The organism is Anaerobacillus sp. 1_MG-2023 (genome assembly GCF_030547345.1).
Lineage (GTDB): Bacteria > Bacillota > Bacilli > Bacillales > Guptibacillaceae > Guptibacillus > Guptibacillus hwajinpoensis_B.
The window spans coordinates 194,892-217,602 of the sequence record NZ_JAUORD010000007.1 but is presented as its reverse complement, the minus strand read 5'-3'; the positions used below and the strand labels follow the sequence as shown (position 1 = coordinate 217,602).

28 protein-coding genes and 3 pseudogenes are annotated in these 22,711 nt (G+C 35.0%); 27 read left to right on the top strand and 4 right to left on the bottom strand.

What is annotated here, in order from left to right:
* Positions 1-265 precede the first annotated feature (265 nt).
* From Q4550_RS13980 to Q4550_RS13905, 16 genes and pseudogenes are all read left to right on the top strand, one after another.
* Entirely contained in the window at positions 266-718 is a 453-nt protein-coding gene (locus tag Q4550_RS13980) for a VOC family protein (RefSeq protein ID WP_303533613.1), read from the top strand.
* A gap of 161 nt (positions 719-879) precedes the next feature.
* Positions 880-1,334, top strand: a pseudogene (locus tag Q4550_RS13975) (2-thiouracil desulfurase family protein).
* 231 nt (positions 1,335-1,565) lie between these two features.
* On the top strand, positions 1,566-1,751 hold the full coding sequence (locus Q4550_RS13970; protein ID WP_303533611.1) for a hypothetical protein: 186 nt from the start codon (positions 1,566-1,568) through the stop codon (positions 1,749-1,751).
* Positions 1,752-1,898: 147 nt separating this feature from the next.
* Complete coding sequence (locus Q4550_RS13965; protein WP_303533609.1) at positions 1,899-2,345, top strand: hypothetical protein; 447 nt, start codon at positions 1,899-1,901, stop codon at positions 2,343-2,345.
* Positions 2,346-2,620: 275 nt separating this feature from the next.
* Positions 2,621-2,782 carry a hypothetical protein gene (locus Q4550_RS13960; RefSeq protein ID WP_303533606.1) on the top strand — a complete coding sequence of 54 codons (162 nt, stop codon included), beginning with the start codon at positions 2,621-2,623 and terminating at the stop codon, positions 2,780-2,782.
* A complete protein-coding gene (locus Q4550_RS13955; RefSeq protein ID WP_303533604.1) occupies positions 2,764-3,063 on the top strand; it encodes a GNAT family N-acetyltransferase in 300 nt (99 codons plus the stop codon). The genes Q4550_RS13960 and Q4550_RS13955 overlap by 19 nt, the downstream gene beginning before the upstream one ends.
* Before the next feature lie 162 nt (positions 3,064-3,225).
* Positions 3,226-3,684, top strand: coding sequence for a hypothetical protein (locus tag Q4550_RS13950; protein WP_303533602.1), 459 nt, complete (start codon positions 3,226-3,228; stop codon positions 3,682-3,684).
* 202 nt (positions 3,685-3,886) lie between these two features.
* Positions 3,887-4,621 (top strand): annotated as a pseudogene (locus tag Q4550_RS13945) (alpha/beta fold hydrolase).
* 66 nt (positions 4,622-4,687) lie between these two features.
* Entirely contained in the window at positions 4,688-5,098 is a 411-nt protein-coding gene (locus tag Q4550_RS13940; protein ID WP_303533601.1) for a GNAT family N-acetyltransferase, read from the top strand.
* Between the two features lie 143 nt (positions 5,099-5,241).
* A complete protein-coding gene (locus Q4550_RS13935; protein WP_303533600.1) occupies positions 5,242-5,505 on the top strand; it encodes a hypothetical protein in 264 nt (87 codons plus the stop codon).
* Positions 5,506-6,139: 634 nt separating this feature from the next.
* Positions 6,140-6,334: a hypothetical protein gene (locus Q4550_RS13930; protein WP_303533599.1), complete on the top strand. Its 195-nt coding sequence runs from the start codon at positions 6,140-6,142 to the stop codon at positions 6,332-6,334.
* 134 nt (positions 6,335-6,468) lie between these two features.
* Entirely contained in the window at positions 6,469-7,044 is a 576-nt protein-coding gene (locus tag Q4550_RS13925; RefSeq protein ID WP_303533597.1) for a hypothetical protein, read from the top strand.
* Between the two features lie 182 nt (positions 7,045-7,226).
* The gene (locus Q4550_RS13920) at positions 7,227-7,457 is read left to right on the top strand and encodes a PF20097 family protein (RefSeq protein ID WP_303533595.1); all 231 of its coding nucleotides are present in this window, start codon (positions 7,227-7,229) and stop codon (positions 7,455-7,457) included.
* Between the two features lie 168 nt (positions 7,458-7,625).
* Complete coding sequence (locus tag Q4550_RS13915; RefSeq protein WP_303533592.1) at positions 7,626-8,180, top strand: AAA family ATPase; 555 nt, start codon at positions 7,626-7,628, stop codon at positions 8,178-8,180.
* A gap of 177 nt (positions 8,181-8,357) precedes the next feature.
* Positions 8,358-8,690, top strand: a complete 333-nt coding sequence (locus Q4550_RS13910) for a hypothetical protein (RefSeq protein ID WP_303533590.1) — start codon at positions 8,358-8,360, stop codon at positions 8,688-8,690.
* Positions 8,691-8,863: 173 nt separating this feature from the next.
* Positions 8,864-9,301, top strand: a complete 438-nt coding sequence (locus Q4550_RS13905) for a hypothetical protein (RefSeq protein ID WP_303533588.1) — start codon at positions 8,864-8,866, stop codon at positions 9,299-9,301.
* Positions 9,302-9,429: 128 nt separating this feature from the next.
* Here the strand turns inward: Q4550_RS13905 and Q4550_RS13900 are convergent, their stop codons facing one another.
* Positions 9,430-9,879: a DUF1569 domain-containing protein gene (locus tag Q4550_RS13900; protein WP_303533586.1), complete on the bottom strand. Its 450-nt coding sequence runs from the start codon at positions 9,877-9,879 to the stop codon at positions 9,430-9,432.
* A gap of 383 nt (positions 9,880-10,262) precedes the next feature.
* Here Q4550_RS13900 and map point away from each other — a divergent pair, with 383 nt between their 5' ends.
* Together map and Q4550_RS13890 are read left to right on the top strand one after the other, a co-directional pair.
* Positions 10,263-11,006 carry a type I methionyl aminopeptidase gene (gene map / locus Q4550_RS13895; RefSeq protein WP_303533583.1) on the top strand — a complete coding sequence of 248 codons (744 nt, stop codon included), beginning with the start codon at positions 10,263-10,265 and terminating at the stop codon, positions 11,004-11,006.
* A 210-nt stretch (positions 11,007-11,216) separates the two neighbouring features.
* Positions 11,217-11,375, top strand: coding sequence for a hypothetical protein (locus tag Q4550_RS13890; protein WP_303533581.1), 159 nt, complete (start codon positions 11,217-11,219; stop codon positions 11,373-11,375).
* Between the two features lie 495 nt (positions 11,376-11,870).
* On the opposite strand, the pseudogene Q4550_RS13885 reads toward Q4550_RS13890, so the two are convergent.
* A pseudogene (locus Q4550_RS13885) lies at positions 11,871-12,122 on the bottom strand (IS1595 family transposase); the annotation flags it as partial.
* Positions 12,123-12,885: 763 nt separating this feature from the next.
* Between Q4550_RS13885 and Q4550_RS13880 the strand changes: the two are divergent.
* Positions 12,886-13,704 carry a DUF1835 domain-containing protein gene (locus tag Q4550_RS13880; RefSeq protein ID WP_303533578.1) on the top strand — a complete coding sequence of 273 codons (819 nt, stop codon included), beginning with the start codon at positions 12,886-12,888 and terminating at the stop codon, positions 13,702-13,704.
* Between the two features lie 180 nt (positions 13,705-13,884).
* Here the strand turns inward: Q4550_RS13880 and Q4550_RS24640 are convergent, their stop codons facing one another.
* Positions 13,885-14,115, bottom strand: a complete 231-nt coding sequence (locus Q4550_RS24640; RefSeq protein WP_369290139.1) for an FtsW/RodA/SpoVE family cell cycle protein — start codon at positions 14,113-14,115, stop codon at positions 13,885-13,887.
* Between the two features lie 28 nt (positions 14,116-14,143).
* Between Q4550_RS24640 and Q4550_RS13875 the strand changes: the two genes are divergently transcribed.
* From Q4550_RS13875 to Q4550_RS13845, 7 genes are all read left to right on the top strand, one after another.
* Positions 14,144-14,296 (top strand): hypothetical protein, encoded by a 153-nt coding sequence (locus tag Q4550_RS13875; protein WP_303533577.1) that lies wholly within the window; start codon positions 14,144-14,146, stop codon positions 14,294-14,296.
* Positions 14,297-14,392: 96 nt separating this feature from the next.
* A complete protein-coding gene (locus Q4550_RS13870) occupies positions 14,393-14,851 on the top strand; it encodes a nucleoside deaminase (protein ID WP_303533575.1) in 459 nt (152 codons plus the stop codon).
* 246 nt (positions 14,852-15,097) lie between these two features.
* Positions 15,098-15,280: a hypothetical protein gene (locus Q4550_RS13865; protein ID WP_303533573.1), complete on the top strand. Its 183-nt coding sequence runs from the start codon at positions 15,098-15,100 to the stop codon at positions 15,278-15,280.
* A gap of 659 nt (positions 15,281-15,939) precedes the next feature.
* Positions 15,940-17,433, top strand: coding sequence for a peptide MFS transporter (locus tag Q4550_RS13860; RefSeq protein WP_303533571.1), 1,494 nt, complete (start codon positions 15,940-15,942; stop codon positions 17,431-17,433).
* Between the two features lie 322 nt (positions 17,434-17,755).
* A complete protein-coding gene (locus Q4550_RS13855; RefSeq protein WP_303533570.1) occupies positions 17,756-17,950 on the top strand; it encodes a hypothetical protein in 195 nt (64 codons plus the stop codon).
* Positions 17,951-18,226: 276 nt separating this feature from the next.
* Positions 18,227-18,631, top strand: coding sequence for a hypothetical protein (locus Q4550_RS13850; RefSeq protein ID WP_303533567.1), 405 nt, complete (start codon positions 18,227-18,229; stop codon positions 18,629-18,631).
* A 470-nt stretch (positions 18,632-19,101) separates the two neighbouring features.
* Positions 19,102-19,422 (top strand): hypothetical protein, encoded by a 321-nt coding sequence (locus Q4550_RS13845; RefSeq protein ID WP_303533565.1) that lies wholly within the window; start codon positions 19,102-19,104, stop codon positions 19,420-19,422.
* A gap of 466 nt (positions 19,423-19,888) precedes the next feature.
* Here the strand turns inward: Q4550_RS13845 and Q4550_RS13840 are convergent, their stop codons facing one another.
* Complete coding sequence (locus Q4550_RS13840) at positions 19,889-21,070, bottom strand: ROK family protein (protein ID WP_303533624.1); 1,182 nt, start codon at positions 21,068-21,070, stop codon at positions 19,889-19,891.
* A gap of 139 nt (positions 21,071-21,209) precedes the next feature.
* On the opposite strand from Q4550_RS13840, the gene Q4550_RS13835 reads away from it, so the two are divergent.
* The gene (locus Q4550_RS13835) at positions 21,210-22,511 is read left to right on the top strand and encodes an extracellular solute-binding protein (protein WP_303533564.1); all 1,302 of its coding nucleotides are present in this window, start codon (positions 21,210-21,212) and stop codon (positions 22,509-22,511) included.
* Positions 22,512-22,711 lie beyond the last annotated feature (200 nt).

Genomic DNA, 22,711 nt, shown 5'->3' with positions numbered 1-22,711 from the left:
CTAAAGTATTAGGTTAATAGAGCAAAAGTGTAAAATCTCATCAAGCGATTACTGTCAACTTTATTCTAGCGTTTACATAGGGATTATTACTGGTTATAAAATAGGTAAAAGGCAGCGTGATTAAAGTAGATGTAGAAAGTATTTCTTCCATTATCATCGGAGCTTATCTGGAAGACCAACAACGTAATAACTTAATATAAATTCACCTGAGTCCGGTGCTACTAGTCGATAGCTTTGATCAAAATTAAGAAGGAGTGATCTAACTATGGCAAAAAACAAATTACTAAGAATGGACAATGTCGGCATCGTTGTAGAATTTCTTGATGACGCAATCTCATTCTTCGAGGAGATTGGCTTGAACCTCGAAGGGCGAGCTACTGTCGAAGGTGAATGGGCTGGTCGCGTAACAGGATTGGGTTCTCAGCGCGTAGAGATTGCTATGATGGTTACCCCAGATGGTCACAGCCGACTTGAACTTTCGCGATTTCTCACCCCACCTACTATATCAGATCACCGGACTGCTCCTGTAAACGCCCTCGGTTATCAACGCGTCATGTTCACCGTTGAAGACATTGACGAAATGGTATCCAGACTCACTAAGTATGGTGCTCAGCTCGTTGGCGAATTAGTTCAATACGAGGACTCGTATCGGCTCTGCTACATTCGTGGAATCGAAGGACTTCTAATCGGTCTGGCAGAACAACTCGATAACAAATAAGTAAGCGAGGTATTATAAAGAGCCTTTACTGAAATATAAATTACTGAAGTAAAAATTGAAACAGACAAGCAGTGTGAAAGTAATTCGAATAAGTAGGTGATTCACGTAAATACATTATCCTTTTTGTTACGATTATAGAGCATTTAAAAGAGGTGTGACCTATGATATTAGTGAGTTCCTGTTTAGCTGGGTTAGAAGTAAGGTATGACGGTCACCATAGTTTAAATGAAAATGTTAGAAAATTAGTAGAAGAGAATAATGCTGTAACAATCTGTCCAGAATTGCTTGGTGGATTTTTAACTCCAAGAGAACCTGCGGAAATAGTAGGTGGGGAAGGAGAAGACGTCTTAGATGGTAAAGTTCGAGTCATTGAAAGATCTGGAAGAGATGTAACCGAACTATACATAAAAAGTGCCTATAATACCTTAGATAAAGCGATAGAAATAGGTGTATTGTTGTTCTAAAGGAGAATAGTCCATCTCGTGGTAGTTCAATGATTTATAATGGAGAATTCACAGGAAAAAGAGTTTGGGGTAACGGGGTTACTTCAGTATTATTAAAAAGAAATGGAATAAGAGTCATTTCAGAAAAGCAGTTTGCAGAAGACTCATTCTAGAGTATATAAACTAGTAGAGTCTTCAACAATCTCGGAGCAACTCTCTAATATCATAGCTTTGTAAACGTGGAATATCAATCTTCATTTTTCAGACGTAATCCCCAACTGAGGAATTACGTCTTTTTTTAGAATAAGGTTGAGTATGTGGGTGTGCTTTGAAATAATTGGAATTAAGTGATAAGTTAGCAATTTTGTTATGAATGTACTTTTATTTTAATTGGAGGTTTTTTTATGTTATTAGCAGCTGGATTTAATACTGGGGATGTTATATTCCAGGTTATTGCATTTCTTCTTTTAGTAGCTATACCTGTAGGGATTGTGATGCTCATCATTTTATTAAATAAGAGAGCGTCTAGACTAGGGCGAGTGGAAGCGAAGATAGATAGGTTATTAGAAGAGAAATCTGATCGAACGTAAAACTTCGATCATTACAAGATAGATTAATTTGAGATCGAGTCTTCAACAAACTCTGAGCGATAGCTGCACAGATGCTATCGCTTATTGTGCTAACGGAGTAGGTTTAGGTTACTTTAACAATGAATTTAGATTGAGGAGTGGGTATTTATGAAGCTGATGAAAATAACTGGTGTTATAGCTGTTTCTTTAATTATTTTTGTCGGTGGTTATTTTACCGGTAATCTAAACAATAATGAGGCTTCCAGGGAAATCAGGATTGGTTATCAAAACAGCGATAATCCAAGTCGAATTGATTATCGCAATGTTTTTAAAGATACGGAAAACCAAGCCATTATTGATAATTTACTAATGATTTATTTAGGTAAAGAGAAGATGAAGAATGTAAATATAGATAAAGAAAATCCAGATATTTATTATAAGTTAATAAGTCCGAGGCAATCGGTTAGCTTAATTGACTCTAGAGTATGGTTCACAAATGATGGTGCTATTATTGGTGAGCGTAGTGGAGAAGGCTGGGACCAAGTAGAATATTATAAACTTGATAAAAATAATGCTAAATATCTTAAGGAAACTATTGATTATAAAGAAGGATAACTTTCTTGAACTAACGAGTGCATTAATTTAAGATTTGCTTCAATTATCTCGAAACCAATTCTTCCAGTATCTCGGAGATTTAATAGATCAATACTTACAAAGTCAATAAAGGAGGAATGAAAATGTTTCGAGGCTTTAGGTGTGTGCCATGGTCATGGGTGAACAGATTGTTTATTCATGATTAACGTAAAACTTAATCATTTAATAACTGATCTGTTTTCTACTCTAGTATTGATGTAAACAAATAATGCAGCCCTATAGAATGGAGAGATAACATGATTAAGTTAAGTATGGTTAATGAAGTGGAGTTCAAGGAGTATTTGGATTTTATGATTCCTGATCATGATAATGAAATTATTAAAAACTTCAATTTAACATTGGAGCAAGCTTTAGAGGAATCAGAAATGATGATCACGACATGTTTAAGGATGGCTTAGCCACTGAGGGACAATGTCTCTATAATATTATAAAAACTAACTCAAATGAAAAAGTGGGACTTCTTTGGTACAGCATCATTCCAGAAATTAATTCAGCCTACTTGTATCACATTTTAATTGATTATGGGACTAAGACTATTGAGATGCTACAAGATAATCTTAGAGAACGTGGTGTGAATTCAATTGGGTTAAGTGTGTTTGGGAAGAATGATGGAGCTTATAGGTTGTACAAGAAAATGGGATATTCAAATACGAGAATATCAATGGAGAAAACTCTTTAAGACCTAATTACTTTAGAGTCAGCCATTTGTTATGAAAGCGCTCCTTTGTCATGGCAAGAATCTTGGTTTATTCCATAAAATCGGAGCGATAGTTTAAAAGAGTGTTTGCTTTAGGCTCCAAAGTTGCTGTTATTTTAACATTAAAAGAGAAAGGAATTGATAATGATTCGTTCAATATTTTCTATAGTAAGTTTAGGGTGTATATTTTTATTGACCGCCTGTATAGGGGAGGATTACGATTTCACTCCTCCAACAATGACAGTTTGGTACCACCATCTAAACGACTATGATTCATATGAGCTTAAAGAGGCTTCCTTGAATTGGGAAGGTCCTAATGAGGAATACAAAAAGACTGTTGTTGATTTTCAATCATTAGGAATCGAACAGAATCAAATTAAGGTCAATGCTGGTTCAGAGGGAAACCTAGAATTAGGACATTCTGATTTTCAATTAGAAAAGTTTCAAGTATCTCTGTGGCAAAACAATGAAGAGATTGAATTGCCTGTAAATAAATCTAATGGTTTTCAATTTCCCGATTCAAAAGGTAATTATATCTTAGAAGTGAATCTGTCTTCTGATATGGGAGAGGTTCAATATGTGGGTAACATCGATCTAAATTAACAATAATTTAGGGTGAATTCTAGAACTTATCCTGATCCCAAGTCTTCTGGTTTATCGGAGCTTATCTGTAATAAGATAGGCTTCTTTTTAATTAAATAAAAGATGGAATTGTAGTTGGTGTTTTGAAATAATTGGTACTAAGCTATTGAGCAGTATAGTAATACATTGGAATTCAAAGGAAAACAGGAAGAGGTTCTTGTTTATGACTAAGGCGAGGTTTATACAAGTAAGTGATTATAAATTGTTTACTAAATTGATTGGAAAGTAGAAAGGTAAACCGACTGTTGTTATGGAAGCCGGATATGGGGATTATTCCAAGGGTTGGGATTCGATTATTTCTGAAGTTGCTTCGTTAACAGAAGTGCTTGTTTATGATAGAGCAGGTTTAGGAAAAAGTGAAGTAAGCTCTAAACCTAGAAATAGTTTAGAGATGGTAAAAGAACTGAAGGAACTCCTTGATAACATGTCAATTACTCCTCTATACCTATTAGTTGAACACTCCTTTGGTGGAGTTAACGCAAGGCTGTATGCCTGTAAATATCCTGATGGTGTTAGTGGCTTAATACTAGTGGACTCGACTACGGAAGATTATAGAGAAAGGTTCCTGCCCACTATGTCAGAAGAATTTCAAGAAGCCTATCGTAAACCATTCACTGTAGGAGGCAATTATAATGAATTTGGTGAAAGGTTAAATCAATTAAAGGAATGCAAGGTGCGGCTAAGCGTCCCTTTGATTGTTCTATCAGCTGGCAAAAACGATCATTATTCGGGTGAATCACAAAAACTATGGAATCAAATGCAGGAGGAGATTCTTCCGGTTCCTTTTATTAGTGAACTGATAATTGCTGAAAATAGCGCTCACTACATACAAGATGATGAACCATCCGTTGTTATAGGTGCAATAAAAAGGCTATTAGAAACATCGGAAAAGATTTAATCGACTATTATCTAAGTTTCCATACTCACAAATGCAATCAGTTTATTAAAATAGAGGAAAGACAACATGGAAAACAACTTTACTATTATTCATGAGCCACCAACTCCTGAGGAGTACATTGAATTACGATTAGAAGGTGGTATAAGTGGAAAGTCACACAAAGCTGCAAAAGTTGGCTTGGAAAATTCATTGTTTGTGGTGAGCATCTACGATAATAAGTCATTAATTGCCATGAGGCATGTGATTGGTGATGGTGGTGCCTTTTTTCAAATAGTCGATATAGTAGTAAAACCAAGCTATCAAGGTCGAGGACTTGGTAAAGTGGTAATGAAGGAACTAATTAACTATCTTGGTGAAAATACTTATTCTGGTTCTTTTGTAAGTCTTATAGCAGACGATCCAGCAAACAAACTGTATGAACAGTTTGGATTCAAGTATACGTTTCCTAATTCACATGGCATGTTTAGAATGTACTAAAGCTCCTATTCCATAAACGCGGAGCTTTCCTGGAACAGATTTATTGAAAAGAACTGGTTAAATCAAAGAAAAGGGATTGAGTGGTTTGTTAAATAAGATTATGGTTTACGCTTTTTATAGGAATGGTAGTGCTGATATTAGGAATGGGGTTTACTACCCCTTCCAAAGCAACTTTTAATAAATGGGTACACGGACATTACGATATTAAGTGTGAGGAAGGTTATTGCTTAAAAGAAGATGAAAAAATAAAATTGACTGCTTCACATTTAAAAAACGCCTTTGTATTTTCTTCTTATGAACAGCAATTTCAGAGTTCTAATGGAAAGGAGTCTACGATTAGAACTGTAGGCGTGTTTGGTAAAGTTTTTGAGATGGAAAACAATCAATTATGGGGAACGCTCAATTAGATTTTTTATGTATTAAACATTAAGAAGGTAACTTGAATTATCTCAAGTCTTCATGTAAATCGGAGAAGTTCTTTAAAAAGGTAGGCTATTTGAAAGCTGGTGTTTTTTACTATGAAGTTATTAGGTCAAATCCTTTTGCTAGCCGGAGTGCTTCTCTTATTGGCTAGTTGGCTAATAGATGGTATACAAATCTTTACTATTTCATTAGTGTTATTAGGAATTGGTGTTATAGCAATACTGATCTCTTCTATCAGAGAACATACAAGTAAGCCTTTACTATGCAAAATAGGTTTACACAGATATAAGCATATGGATTGGGAGCAAGGTTCTCCTAGAGCTATTTATTAATGTGAAAGATATGGAGAAGTAAAAAGAGTTATGAGAGGAATGTAGAAAAATATTGCTCTCTAAGAAGGTCTTCCACAATCTCGGAGCTGATTGATGCACAGATTGATTAGTTTCTAATTAATTTTTTGTGAGGAGGAAGTGCTGATGTTTGTCAAAGTATATGAATATCAAATTCATCCCGAAAGCATAGTATTATCTCATTCAACAAAAAGCTGGAAAAATTTATGGAAAGTATATAGGCGTCGAAACCACTTACTTACAAAGCAAGGAAGATTCATCAAAGTGGATGGAAATTGCAAAATATGAAAGTGAAGAAGATTATCAGAAGGCAATGGCACTAATAAATCAGGAAAAGGAGATTCAAGAATTATTTAAAGCATTTGAAGACATCCTCTTGTCGGAGAAAAATATGATAAGGGATGAAGACTTCATGGATATTAAAGAGATATCAAATTTTGATCAACAATCTCGGAGCAGTTAATCTAAAAGAACTACGCTCTGCTTTAGTATAGCTAATAACACGTTAGCTTAATGGGGTAAAGGTACTCCGAAATTCTAAAACAAATTGGACAGTAGAGTTCAGTAAAGTCAAAATGATAGGTTGGTATGTAGAAGATGAGAGTAGGGGTATTTATTATAAAATCAAATAAATTAATTCTAACTGTTTTAACATTGATGTTATTTCTTTTGAGTGCTTGTCAAACGAATACTGTAAAAGAAGCGCCATATGAAGGCGTACCTTTAAAGATTGCAGTTGTTGGTGAACAACCTAATGTTAGAGAGGAACAGATAAACTTTAATGAAATATCTTTAAGTGAATTACATAATTCAAACTCAAGAAAGTATGATGCAGTGTTCATTATGGAAGACCATTTATCTGATGCTTCAAATTCAAAATATGTAGAAATGTATAAGAATAAGAAAGTTCCATTCTTCTTTGTTGGCTCCCTGGCAAATACAATACCATTTCAAGGTTTAGAAAATCCCGTGTCTTATGAAGAAGAGGATGAAAAGGTTAATGGTACGCAGAATTTTATATTAGGAATGTTGTATGGAGAAGAAGAAAAAGGCTATCGTGGCTGGAAATTTGCATACCCAATTAAAAACAGTGAAGTACAACGAGATAATGTAAAAGCAATATACTCTGAGGTATTCAAGGTCGTTGAAAATGAAAAAAATAAAAATTTTTAAACTACAGGGGGATTAGCTCAAAACCTGAGGATATCTCGAATTCAATTTTTCCGTAAAATCGGAGCGATTACTCGCTTTAATCACATAATCATATAGCAAAATAAAAATTAATTTATAAATGACGGTGCAGGCTTACTAGTTATTTCAATAAAAACCCTAAGATGAAGGTGGTGTATCTCACAATGGTCGATATTGTAATGTGTCCTGAATGTGGTAATCAGTTGAAGCAAGGATATATTTTCTCTCCTCGAAGAATTTGCTGGTCAGACTCGCCTAATTCCATCTTTGCGGATTTTGGAAGTGAAACATTAATAGGTGATGCATGGTTAAAAGTCAAAAAAGTTCCAGCGTTAAGATGTGAAGAGTGTAGTGTAGTTATTTTTAAACATGGGGAAAACAAAAATATAAAATAGAAGTAAAGTAATTTTGAACTTAACTTATTTAGCAAACGGGGGTAAATCAAGAATGTTGAATTGAGTCCATTGTTCCTTTATCTCGGAGCTTATCCATAGTAAGGATTAGCTTCTTGAAATGTCAATATAACTGGAGTATGGGCAATATTGCTATAAGGAGTGAAATTAATGTCAACCCCTTATTTAATAGTTGTCACTGGTCGACCAGGTTCAGGGAAAACAACATTTTCTAAGGAACTTGGTAATGAGATCTTTATGCCAGTAATCAGCCGAGATCAAATTAAGGAAGGGTATGTGCATACTTTCGGTAAAAGCCATAACGAGCTTCCTCCTGAAGCCAATATAGCAGCCACGGAAATCTTCTTTGATACGCTCATGGGGTTGATATCAAACAATGTGTCAGTGATTGCTGAAGCAGCGTTCCAGCATAGTATATGGTCATCGATGCTTGAACAGTTCATGGGGAAGGCGCAGGTTTATCTGTTGATTTGCAAGGTTGATGAAAAGATAGCGCTTGACAGGTTTGTCCGTCGAGGGCTGGACAACCGGCTTCGAGAGTACTTCCATGGCGATAAGAAAGTGGACCTGGCTAGGAAAGGAATTAAACTTAGCTTAAGCCCTTACGAGGAACCGAGGATCGACGTCCCTAACTTCTACATTGACACTTCAGGGGTATACAACCCCTCCATTAAGGAACTAAACAAGAAAATCTTCGACGAATAGGATCGTCATTCTAGAAGAAGAGTGGAACAACTAAAATATATAATAGATTTACAACTTAGTACTTAGCTAATAAAAAATTAATTAAATTAGATTTATCTTGAATTAAAGTCTTCATTTAACTCGGAGCGATTGCTAAGCAGGTGTATATAGTGAAGTAAATAGATTGGTGGTATGTTAGTGTCCGAGTGGAAAGAAATAGAAGTCATCGGAATTTCTGCTATAGAAAAATGCGTTGCTGAATTCCAAGTATGGGAAATAGAAACAGTACCTACTGGAAAATTTAAAGTGAAGATTTTTGAAAACAAAAGAGGTAGTTATAAAGGATTTGCAAATGTTGCAGTGATTGTAGATGCATCGCCTGAGTTTGGTGTAGGCTCTGGCAATACTATTGAAATGGCGTTAGAGAATACAATTAAAAACTTCGTAAAGGATCTAACAAACAAGAAATCAACAAAGGGTGAAGAATTAACTGATGAGGACTTTGCCTGGGCTGATCCGAACGATTTCTAGATTCTAATGTGTAGACTTAATAAATCAGCACAAAATAGTCACTCGTTCGTATAGCAATAGATAATGAAGTCGACTTATTAAACAATCTCGGAGCGTTTGCTTAACGAAAAGCAAACGCTCTTTATAGAATCAGAGCAATAATAGGGGTAGGAAAAATCTGGGGAGGCTATTTATTGAGTAGGATATTAGTTTCAATAATGTCAATTTTATTGTTGCTTTTGATGGGGTGTTCAGAAAAAGAGCTTTTTTACACTGAAATTAATAGTAAAGATGCAAAAGAGAAAGTTAGGGACTTTATTAAAGAGACTGAAGATCTCAATGGAACCCATTTGTATTATAAAAATGATCAAGTAGTCTATGTATTTCTGAATGCAATAAATGTAACCCAAGGTGATGAAGCCATTCATTTTAAAGACTTTAATTTAAATGTTGATAAGGAGAACGATGCCTTAGAGATTTCTTACACCCAAAATAAAACTGAAGATTATTCAAACAAAGAGTTAAATCATCAACTTTTATACAAAGTGGTGTTAGATAAGAAATATGATACTCTGATTGCTTTTCAAAATGGGGAACGCGTTCCTTTTGGTACAGTTATGTCTGCTGATTGATTCATTCATTCATTCATTCAACAATCTCGTAGCGATGGATCAATAGAGTACTAGCTCTTTTTTTATATAAGCAAAAGGAGTATCAGACCTATTGACAAAGCAGATAAGTTTAAGATTGTACGATATATTTAAACTCCAAATTGTTTTAAATGGTGGTCAAGATGCTTGTAGATGCCTTTTCCCCATTGGTCAGAAGTAAGTTTTCCGAAAAAAGGATGTGGATGTTCTGTACAAGACTCTGGTCCATTCTTTTGAAATGTTATTATTTTTTGTTTTAGTTTTTCTCTTTCAACTTCAAAATCTCTTCTAGATGTAATTAAAATGGTTGGAATAGTCGGCATGTTGTGATCTAAAGGTTTATCATTATAAAAGATTGGTTTTGCAAGTCTACCTATTAATAATCCTAACAAACCTCTTTTAGGGAAAGAATCTCCCATTGCGATATCTTGGAAAGATGAGCAATGAGCTAGCATTTGAGAAACGTCCATCTCACCCCATATTGGTTGTGAATTTATATTTAAGTTTTCGATACGAATTAATATTTCATCTGTATGCTTGAGCTCGAGAATATTATTCATTAGAATCCTCCTTTAGTTTTTAAAACTAAAAAATCCCATTAAATATTATAAGAGTTCACCGTCACCGTTGTTAATCCTTTAAACTAGCAGGTGCTTTAGTTTAAAATCTGCTCCAAGATATATCTCGGATTTGAGTCTTGCAGATTAGCGAGCAACTCAAGAATATAGAGTTGAGTCTATTGTTCCGTTAACTCGGAGCATTAATCTAAAAAGGAATGCGCTCCTTTTTGTTTAAGTTAATAACAGGGAAGTTTAACGGAATAAGAGGTTGTTATATTTAATCCATAAAAGGGCCAGAGATTGTTGAAGAAAAACCTGTTCAGTTTATGCTAGAAACTAAATGGAATACTAATCATAAAATACATTAAAAAGTGGGGATATCAGTGGTTGCAAAAACTAAAAAGGATTTTGAAGGATTGAAAATAATTGGTGGAATTTGTGGAGCGATTCGTGATGAATTGGTCCTTAGTACAAAACCCGGAATTACCACAAAAGAACTCGATGAAATGGGAAGAGAGATGTTTGAAAAGGCAGAAGCTCAATCTGCGCCAAAAGGAGAATACAATTTTCCTGGGTATACGTGTATTAGTATAAATAATGAAGTGGCGCATGGGATACCGAAGAGAAAACGGGTCATCCATGAAGGAGATTTAGTGAATATAGACGTTTCAGGTTCAAAAAACGGATATTATGCAGATACTGGAATTTCATTTGTAGTAGGGAAAGGAGACGCGGCATTACAAAAAATATGTGACGTTTCTAAAGAGGCATTCCATGCTGGACTTAAGCAGGCAAAGCCAGGTTCAAAAAAAAGTGCTCTTGGAAAGGCTGCACATAATGTAGCGAAACGCCATGGGTTAACAGTAATAAAAAATCTTACAGGACACGGTATTGGACGTTCGCTTCATGAAGAACCTGAACATATTTTTAATTATTTCGCTAGTTGGGATGATGAAATTTTAAAAGATGGTGCGGTAATTGCCTTTGAGCCTATGATCTCTACATTTGAAGAGGAAGTTTTCCAATCTGAAGATGGATGGACCTTCTTAACCAATGAAAGCTTTGTGGCTCAATACGAACATACGGTTATTCTTACAAATGAAGGACCCCTTATTACGACATTATAAAAAGCACAACACGGCAATCGAGCGCTATTCATGAATATTAATTAAGTCCTGTTCCGATATCTCGGAGCATTAACCTAAAAAGGAATGCGCTCCTTTTTGTTTAAGTTAATAACAGGTCAGGGTGCTTTAGGAAGGATTAATGCTCATTTATGTGAAATATACTAGATAATGAAAGACAATTAACTTTCTACAAGAGTGGAGGGGTATCAAATGCAGAAATGCAAAAACTGTGGTAGAGATTTATTTGTAAAAATACCAGAGTATGAAAAAGAACTCACTGTCTGTTTGGAGTGTGGGGAGGTGGTTTCAATAAGGTTCGTAAACCCAAGTATATTAAAGAAATATGCTAATTCAGATATTGTAAAATAAACATATATTAACATAGATAGATTTGATATTATAATTGCCTTTTCTAAATAAAATGGTCATTATAACCAAGAAATATTCTACAATCGAGGCAACTTAAGAATATTGAATTGAATCCATTGTTCTATTAAATAAGAGCTATAGCTGTATAGTGGCTATAGCTTATTTTGCTAACGAAGCAGGTTAAGCTAATGATTATGTTCATTAGCTTTCAAAAATCGGTTCAGTTTATTGTTTTGCTTATTAACTAAAGCAATAGGTTAATTAAGTGGGATATCATTTCCTCTCAATCATTGAAGATATCCTTCATTTCATTTTTTTCTTTTTTTAATCGTTGAAAATGCCTTTCTATTCGTCTTGCTATAAAAGGCAGAAATATAACTATTAACATAAGCCAAAGCATAAAAGTCCACCTTCATTTAAGATTTTCCCAGTCAAACTCCCCTAATCCTTCCGTTTAAGGAAAAAAGAAATGTTAGATATTGAACTTATTTAATCTAAGTGTATCATAAGTTTTGTACGAAATTTATCATCAGACTTAAATTGATATAACTCCATCCTTTTTCAGTCGCATAAGTTTTAAAGTTACGCCAAGAGCACAAGACATTTTTCTGGAAAGCTTATGACCGATGTTTTATTTAATTGATCTTTTGTTAACCGTCCCATTCCCATTGTCTAAAAGAAGGTCATCTTATCACGGTCTCTTGCAACTAAAGCACATACTTGCTTATTACTTATACCATGTTTTTTGCGATGTTCTTTTAAGCCGTTAACTATATTATAACTACGATTATTATATATGGTAATGTACAGTAGTGGACTGTTAGGATCGTTATTTACTATATTCTAGTATCTGGGAGTTCATCTGTAATAAGATGGGCTCCTTTTTGTGAAATAAGCATTGGATTTATTAGAACTGTTTTGAAATAATTGGGATTGACGAGTAGAGCAGGATTATCTAAGAGAGTTGTTACTGTTTGAATAACAATTGTAACATTTACTAGAGGGGGATATTTGTGATTAGTTTATTAGAGATTATATTTCAAGTATCAGGAGTTGTGTTGCTCATATGTGCAATTTATTATTATTTTCATTTTAAGAAAATCAAACGGGAAAGGAAACTGACTCCAGTTGAGTTAACAGTTTTCGCTGTAACTCAACTGGCATTTCTTCTTTTAGGAAGTAGCTATTTACTACTACTTTTGAATAAAAATTATTAAACAAACTCAGAGCTTTTGTGTAACAAGGCAAGTTTAATTCTTAATGAAGAAATGGGATGGAGGGAACTAGATTGATTGATGAATTAAAAAAAATCGTAGAAAGTTCTACCGAACAAGAAGTGAAATCATTGTTATTTCAATTTTTATTGCGGATGAATATGGCTGAAGAAGTAGAATAATATTCTGATACACAATTGGTGAAGGATTTGAGAAAGGCTTGTAACTCGTTTCTGGAGTATAAAACAAATCAAATCACCAGGGAAGATGTAATCCGGTATCAAGCAGTTCATATAGTGTTTGGTGCTTCTCTCTCAGGAAGTTTAAACATAGTTTTCAAAAAAATGAAGTTAAAAGATACCGAAAAAATCATTTCCTTTTCGGACTTGTTATCTATTGGTCCAGTGTGGCGTTTACATGAAAAGGTTGGTCTTAGAAAAAGGTATGAATGGTTAAAGAACCATATAAATTTTAATGATGAAGATATAGATAATTATCAAAAGAATTTCAACGATACGACTTTGGAAATTAGCGCTATCCCTGAAAATACGCCAATTATTATCTGGATGGGTCATAACGCACATGAACAAACAGCTCTAAGGTACGTTCTTTATCTTTTAAAAGGAAAAACTAATGATATCTCTTTAATAGATGCAACTAAAAAATTCAAAGATCTATTTGTTACAACAGATACGAAATATACTTTGTTACATACAGGGGAAATTCCGCCTGAGAAATTAGAGTTGATTTATAAAAGCAATAGCCAGAATTCACCGTTGTCTCAAGAGGAAAGGAAACAATTTGAGGAGGAATGGGAAGCGTTATCTACTAAACAAGAATTACTTAGGATTTGGAAAAATAGTGAGATATGTCATGTTGATGAAGCCTATTACGATGACTATATAATAAATGTAGCCAAAAGGTTACATAACGAGCAAGAGCAAGATGGATTTATGAAATCAGCCCGAGTTATTGGAGAGATCATTGGACATTTAGATCAGTATATCGGTGATCAGTATATTGAGTACAGGTTAAGGAATTTAATATTAGATGGTTCCTTAGAAATCCAGGGTATTCCAAAAGCTATGAGGTATTATAGTGTGAAACCCAGATAAAATCTTATTTAACTGTAATAGCTTATTTTGATAACAAGTCTTCAAGAATCTCGGAGCATTATCTTTAATAAGCTAGTCTGCGGTCGCTTTGTATAAATAAACACGGCTTAACAGGTTGGCCATGTTTATTCAGTTATCTTTTATAATTTTTCTTAGAAAACATTAAGATTTCCTAGGTATTCAGCTGTATGCCATAGGCTGATCGACTGTATTGCGTCTTCTGTAGATGCTTAATAATAAACCGACAGCAGTCATTTCAAGTAGTATATGGAAGCCGCCGAAACTCATGAAAGGCATGGCAGCGGTAGGGACCCCCGATAAACCGAGGTTTATAAGTATGCTTAGAATGAACTGAACCGAAAATGTGGTTGCTAGACCGATAGTAAGAAGTCGTCCATAGGAATGAACCATGTTCCTGCCCGTACTAATGATTCTCCAAATGAAATATACAATCAGCACGAAAACGATGCTGGCGCTAGATACGGACATAATGGCAATGGATACGATCAGGGTGATGAATGAGGCGGCCACTGCCCCGTTCGTTGAAAGCAAAAGGATCGGTACGGCAAGAAACCTTGTGATGATGGAATGAAATGGCAGATTTGAGGCGTTTGTTTAGAGAAGGATGGAAAGAGAGATGTACTTCCTTTATAATGAGGGATAATTCAACTGGAATTGGAGAACTTCTATGACGTACAACGATGAATATTTCATGAAAATAGCTATCCAACAGGCTTCAAAATCAAGAGCAGAAGGAAACGAACCTTTTGGTGCAATCCTGGTTAAAGGCAATGAAATTGTAAAAGCTGCTGAGAATAAAGTACATACCCAATCAGATCCTACCTACCATGCAGAAATAGGTCTAATCAGAGATTTTTGTTCAGAGAATCAGCTATTTGATTTGGAGGAATACACCCTGTACACTAGCTGCGAGCCTTGTGTAATGTGTTCAGGTGCAATGGTTTGGTCAAATCTAGGTAAATTAGTATATAGCGTTACACATGATCAATTAGCACAAATAGCAGGTGGCAACATAATGATTTCCTGTAAAGAAGTATTTACTAAAAGCCCACTAAAACCTTCAGTAGTAGAACAAGTATTGAATGACGAAGGTTTGAAGGTATTTGATAGATACACGTTTAGATAAAACAGCTTGATTGTAAATAACCCCAGGCAAAAAATCTTTTGTCTGGGGTTTTTAACGCAGCAAGGGAGCGAATTAGAAGAAAGGGTTGTAAAGTAGTATCATAGTTTCCAATAAACTCGGAGCATACTTGTATTAAGATAAGCTCCATTTATCTGAAATAAAGATTGATTACTGTTCCCTGATTCGAAATAATTGGAATTAACACCTAGGAAAGTTTACTTTAGAAAAATTATGGAGGTGTCAAATATGTCTAAAGAAGTTATTTTTATCTTAGTTCTAGTATCTATGGCTATATGGGTTACGGTTTCTAAAGAGGCTGTAAAACCTTCAAAGGAAATAAACTGGTGGAAAATGATAACATTACTGTCTGCTGGTTCTTTATCTACATTAGTTATAACTCTTACTCTTTTTCAAAGTCTGTCGTTTTAGTTCCGTTTATTCGGAAAATTGCTGTTATAAAGGAGCAAAGAAGAGGTTGAAGACCGAACTTCATTAATCGTGCGCTCAACGTTTTTTTACATATCAGATCAACTTAAAGAAAACACTAACCTTTCTTTTTGGTGATAAGGATACTTTCTACTATCTATGTGATCATATAAAAGTTGTTTTAAAACCTAATGATTTTTATGAGAAGGAACAAGGAGTATTTATGATAAAAAATGGATGATGTTGGTATCCACATACTCATACTTGTATCGCTCGATGAGGAATCATGAAACACAGCGTTAATTCATTCACATATTGATAAAGCAAAGGTATTTGGAGAGGAAGTAACTGCACCATCGCCTAAAAACTTCAAACAAGTTAAATGTTAACGTGATAATAGATCAGGGGATTGAAACGTTATCATATGGTTTAAAACATAATAAAGTCATGAAAATGAAAATAAGTCTGCCGTTCAAATTGGATGGCGGGCTTATTTTCATTTTTATATTTATTACAGTACCTTAATCATTTTTTAATTATCTTAAAATAACTTAATATTTGAAATAGAAAAATATTTTTGATTATAATAAAGAGTTTAAAACTTTTTTTGACTTTATTAAAATATTAAAATATTATAGTAAAGGAATAAGGGAGGTAGTAACATGTCATCAATGAATAAACAGAAAATTGTGGATAGCGTCCCTCAAAAAGGTTTCTTTGGACATCCGAAGGGATTATTCACTTTATTCTTCACAGAATTTTGGGAGCGCTTTTCTTATTACGGAATGCGTGCCATCCTTGTATTCTACATGTACTATGAGGTTTCAGAAGGCGGTTTGGGTCTAGAGCAAAACACAGCTTTAGCAATCATGTCGATTTATGGTTCACTTGTATATATGTCCGGAGTAATCGGAGGCTGGTTGGCAGATAGGATATTCGGAACTTCGAAAGCCGTTTTCTACGGTGGAATATTCATCATGTTTGGTCATATTGCATTATCATTTCCAGGAAGTTTAGCTATGTTCTTTGTTTCCATGGTATTGATCGTTGTGGGAACAGGACTATTAAAACCGAATGTTTCAACTGTGGTTGGAGAGATGTACAGTGAAAGTGACACGCGTCGCGATGCAGCATTCAGTATTTTCTATATGGGTATCAACCTTGGTGCATTCATTGCTCCGCTAATCGTTGGTAAACTTATGGAAACAAAAGGATTCCATTGGGGATTTGCGGTTGCAGCCGTCGGTATGTTCGTAGGTCTTGTGGTATTTATGATAACAAAGAAGAAGAATCTTGGTCTTGCTGGTACTTATGTTCCAAACCCGCTTGCCCCATCTGAGAAAAAGAAATATGGATTAATCGTAGGTTTAGTTATTGTTGGTCTTACTATCGTTTTAGGTATTACGATTCCTGCGGGCTTATTTACATTAAACGTATTTATTAATTTAGTAGGTATCTTCGGAATCGTCGTTCCAACCATTTACTTTATCGTGATGTACTATAGTCCGAAAACAACGCAAACTGAACGTTCCAGAGTCATCGCTTATATTCCATTATTTATTGCAGCTGTTATGTTCTGGGCAATTCAAGAACAGGGTTCAACTATCCTTGCAGTTTACGCAGATAAGCGAACTGAACTGGAATTCATGGGAATCAGTATATCCCCAGCTTGGTTCCAATCGTTAAACCCTTTATTTATCATTCTATTAGCTCCAGTATTTGCTTGGATGTGGGTGAAACTTGGCAATCGTCAACCGTCGATTCCGAAGAAGTTTTCATTTGGTCTATTGTTTGCCGGTTTATCATTTTTAGTGATACTACTGCCTGTATATTTGGGAGGAGAAGATTCACTAGTAAGTCCATTATGGCTCGTGCTTAGCTATTTTATCGTTGTACTTGGTGAGCTATGCTTATCACCTGTAGGTCTTTCTGCCACAACTAAATTAGCTCCAGAAGCTTTCTCTGCTCAAACTATGAGTCTATGGTTCTTAGCTTCAGCTGCCGCACAAGCATTGAATGCACAACTTGTCCGTTTCTATACACCAGAAACAGAAACGCTGTACTTCGGGGCAATCGGAGGTATGGCAATCATATTGAGTATTGCACTATTCCTACTTTCACCTAAGATCAAGAAATTGATGAAAGGTGTAAAATAATTGATTTAACCCTCTGAATGTTTTCAGAGGGTTTTTATATACTTGAAGGGGGAATGGAGTGGCTTCTTCAATGCCAGTAAAGTAGAAAAGAATTCCGCTATCTAACAATTAGTAAAAGTCCCAATCACATGTTCTTTTACGTCTTCTTCTATGATTATCTTTAAAAAGATAGGCTTCTTTTAACTGGAATTAAAGATTGAGTTATGCGGAATTATTTGAAATAATTGGTATTATAAATTTGGGTAGTTTAGTAAAACAATTTACTTTCCTATCCTTAGATTGGACGCAAATAAATTGAAAGTTTGTAATGGAGGTATGAAAGGTGAAAGTTGAAGTTCTTATATTTGTGATAAGTGTATCGTTAATGGCTTACTTTTTGTTTGAACTTTTTAGTGGCATTAGTAATCAAGCAGGAATTAAATCACTAATCTCCTCAATTTTTATGTTGCTATTGTTAGTTTCCTCTGCAAGCCTTATTGTAAGTCATTGGAAAGAGAAAAAAGAGTCCAGAATGTAATATTAAAGGGAAATAAAAAGTATTTAAGCTAATAGGGGCGTTAGCAATAAGACAATAATATCAAACAGAACTTCCGTTTTATGGAGGTTCTGTTTTTTCTATAAATATCAACATTATACTTTCACAGTGCCTATGAAATATAGATTGATATAGTCTATGCGGTTTGAAATAAGTGGCATTAAGTTGTTGACAAGGTTTTAGCGAATGCTAAAAAGAGTTCTCTTAATTGCATAAGTGCAGAGAGTATCATAAATGTATCTTTAAGGGGGTTACGAAGTGTTAAAAAGTAAGGTTTTCTTCATTATTACAGTTTTAGCTATTACTATGATAGGTTGTTTACAGGTTGAAGAAGCAACATTTATTAAAGGGGAAATAACTAAAATCAACAAAGAAAGTGCGGAAATCGAGGTCGAATCTTGGTCAACAGTTAACGATGCAGAATCCTCTACAGAGTCTTATGTATTTAAGGAGATGCCAGATATACAAACTATACGAATTTCCAATCCAGAAAGATTCGATGGAGGGCAAAAAGTACAGGGGAAAGTTATCAAAAATTATAAAGAAGATGGCTGGGATATAGATAGGTTAAAATTTGAAGTAGAAAAGGCAATTTTGACTATTAATCTATGGGTTACGTTAGTGGAAAGTCCTAAAGAATTGTCAAAATCAAGTCTTCCATAAGCAATCGAAACTTGTCTTTAAAAAGATAGGCTCCTTTTTTAAAAGTAAAGATTGAGTTATACATGCTATTTTGAAATAATTGGTATTAATCCAACGTTAACGTTCAGTAAACTTGAAATAGCGTTAAATAATAAGACGCTAATAAAAGTATTGATTTGCTTTAAGAGGATTTTATTTGAATACCGTAAGACTAGATTTGATTATCTTATTAACCATGATCGCTGTAGTTCCGAAATGTACAATTCTACCTTATTTTGGAATAACTCCGGATCTTTCACTATTTTCATCTTGCCTCATAGGAGTAATGTCTTCTGTCCTACGGATACAAACCAATAGTTGAAAACACCGTTAACACATAACGATGTTCCGTAAACTCGGAGTTATCTGGAATAAAGTTCATAGACAAGTCCGTGTTAGTGGCAATTAGTTTGTGGTTGAGAAGAGAAAACTAAGGCAATGGGAGGGGAGTTATGGGAGAATACCACAATGAAAAATCTATATTAAAAACCATGTTGCAAAAGTTGATTTACATCATACTCTGCCCTGTTGTAGTAGGAATTGTTATTTATATTATTACACTGATGGAAGGCGAGCCGTTTCGGTTAAAAGCTGAGTTGCCATTAATGCTTGGAGTATCGATACCACAATGGATTATTATTCTGTTTTTTCCTCATTTTTACGGTTCACTAGGAAAGGAAGAAAGGCAAAAAAAGAATCAAATTCTGAGGAATACCATCTTTTGTTTGTTAATTTTAACTATCATTCTACTTATCATTTTGTTATTTAATTAACTTTAGGAGTGTAATAATTATTCTACAGTCTGCGGTTTTTTAACATCACCGAGTTAAAAGGATTGTAAAAGAAACGTCAGCAAGGGGGATGAGCGGTGAGAAGGTTGCAAGCTGTCGATGTAGTCGAATGATCAGATTCTTTTTGAAGAAGGAATAACCGAAATGTATGGGGAAGAATCACTTGCATTTGTAAGAATGGGGAAGGGGGATGTAAATACTGTTTACTCAAGAGAGGAAAGTTCATATAACGTTTACATTAGGCGTTTAAAGGTGAGTTTTATTGAGCGGGAGATCAAATGACAATAGAAGAGCTAAAATGTTTTAAGATTTGTTATGATAATAGCACGCACATGTATGTATTTATCTAATTGATTATCCATTAAAAATCGGAAAAAAGAACAACTATTGACTGTTTCTCTTTTCCGATAAGTAACATACTAGGTAGCAAGAAAAGCGGTGCTCTCTTTTAATTAACTAAATCGATCTGAAGAAAGTTTTCAACTGTAAAGGCTACTACGCCTAGGGCAGAAGAATGAGTTGAATGCTCAGAAAAATCAATCCTAAGTCCTTTCTGTTGAAATCTTTGTGTATGATCATTGATATGTTTGTTTACTGGTTTTTTTAGCCATTTTTTGGCTGAAGCGAGACGATTTCCTATGATAACTTGTTCTGGATTGAATATATTTATGATATTGTTAATGCCGATTCCAAGGTAAGTTCCTATTTCTTCAAACAAATCAGCAGAACGCTGATCCGTATTAGCCAGTTTAATCAATGCATCTAAACAAAGTTCTTTTCCTTGGTGTGGGTTTAACTTTAATTCTTTAGCTTTTTTAAGCAAAGTATTCTCTGAAGCATATAATTCCCAGCACCCCTTATTCCCGCAGCGACATTCGAGACCATTCACATCAATTGTCATGTGGCCCATCTCTCCTGAAAAACCATCATGACCCTGATAAAGTTTACCGTTCAAGAGTAAACCAACGCCAATTCCAATTCCAGCACTAACATATACAATATTATCAAATGCCTGACCAACTCCGAATTTCTTTTCGCCATATGCTCCAGCATTTGCTTCATTCTCGATGATAACAGGAATGGCAAACTCATCTTCAATAATGGTTTTTAACTTAATGTTCTTCCACCCCAGGTTTGGAGCTAATAAAATTTCGCCGTCTTTATTCACAATTCCTGGTACGCCAATTCCAATTCCTATTACACCGTATTTGCATGAAGGAGTGTTCATTGAAAGACTCTTGATCATGGCAATGAGTTGAGACTCAATTTTATTATATGTTAAATCATAGAAATTCAACTTTTCCTCTTTGACAATGTTGCCATTTAAATCTGTTAAGATGCCTAACATATAGTTTACACCTAGATCAATTCCAATTGAAAAACCGGCAAGCTCGTTGAACAGAAGCATAACGGGTCTTCTGCCACCACTCGATTCTCCAGGGCCAGATTCATATATCAATTCTTCGAGAAGGAGCTCGCTGACAAGAGAGGAAACAGTACTTTTATTAAGCCCGGTCATTTTCGCTATATCCGCTCTTGAAATCGGAGTATTGTCTTTTATTACTTGTAGTACGATCGATTTATTCCCTCTTTTTACAACGTGTTGATTCCAAGTGTGGTTTAGTGTCATTTTCATTTTGTTCCCCTTTTCGATTAACTTCTTACCAATATTCTAACACAAACTTAGTTTATCCAGTAGACAAACATAAATGTATTTGCTATTCTGAATTTACGGAAAGCGGTTTATTAATTATAAGGGGGGATTTTAGATGGGTTATAAGAAAGCGTTTACATTTTTTGTGATGGTTTTATTCACGGTCTTACTAGCTACAGGTTGTGCTTCTTCAAGTAGTAATGAAGAATCGAGTGGTGATACGAAAACGATTGATTTCATGCACCTTTGGCCTGAAGGAAGTTCTAAAGATCACAACAGAATTGTAAGCGAAATCATTTCGGATTTTGAAAAAGAAAACCCGGATGTAAACGTTAACCTTGAGGTGCTTAGTAATGAACAATATAAAGATAAGTTAAAAGTATTATCTACGTCAGAACAGCTACCAGATGTAGGAATGACGTGGCCAGCAGGATTTTTGGAACCTTATGTGGATGGTGAGATGTTTACACCACTAGATGATGTTCTGGATGATGGATTAAAAGATCAATTCGTCTCAGGTACAACTGAGGCATATGAGATTGATGGAAAGACGTACGGACTTCCACTTGAATTAAATATTGCAACTGTCTTCTATAACAAAGCGATTTTTGAGAAGTATGGTCTTAAGGCGCCGAAAACGTATGAAGAATTAAAAAACGTAGTAAAAACATTGAATGAAAATAATGTGGAACCAATCGCATTAGGAAATAAAGATAGATGGACTGGCTCATTGTGGTACATGTATCTTGCAGATCGAATTGGTGGATCAGACATGTTAACTAAAGCGATTGATCGTTCTGGCACTTTTGAAGACCCGGCCTTAGTGTCAGCAGCAGAAAAGGTTCAAAACCTTGTAGACATGGGAGCGTTTGAGAAGGGGTTTAATGGCCTGTCAGATGAAGAAGCCAAAAGTATGTTTATGAACGGACAAGCTGCTATGTATTTAATTGCAACTTGGGATCTACCAAACTACACGACGAATGAAGATGTTCCTCAGGAGTTTAGAGATTCAGTTGATTTCTTTAAATTTCCAACAGTTGAAGGTAGTGGTGATGAGAATAGTTTCGTTGGTGGTCCAGGTGTTGGGCTTTTTGTAGCGGATAATTCAGATGTTAAAGAGGAATCGAAGGAATTTGTTAAATTCTTCGTAGAGAAATGGGGAGAGAAGTCTGTAGAAGAAGCGGGCGTAATCCCTGCAACAAAGGTGAATAGTGAAAATCTTGAGCTTCCAGATATGTACAACGATGTACTGAATGAATTAAATGAAGCTAGTAGTATCACGTTGTTTGCGGATGTGCAAATGAAGCCAGAGGTGGCCCAGGTTCACCTTGATGCCATTCAGGCGCTTTTCGGAGGAGAAATTACACCTGAAGAGTTTGCGAAGTTGCACGAGAAAGCACTCTCGGATTCTGAGTAATGGGAAATAAAAGTATAGCTGGCCTCTATTGCAAGTGAGGCCAGTTTCTTTCCTTTCTAATAACAAAAATAGCAAATAAAGAAGCGCCTCTTATTTCCTTTGTATTTTGGTTAAACATATTAATTTGTTTTTCATTGAAAATAATAAAGTCGTCCTCTCTAGCGAGTAGGTAGCATTTTCTAATCTGAACAGTATGGAGT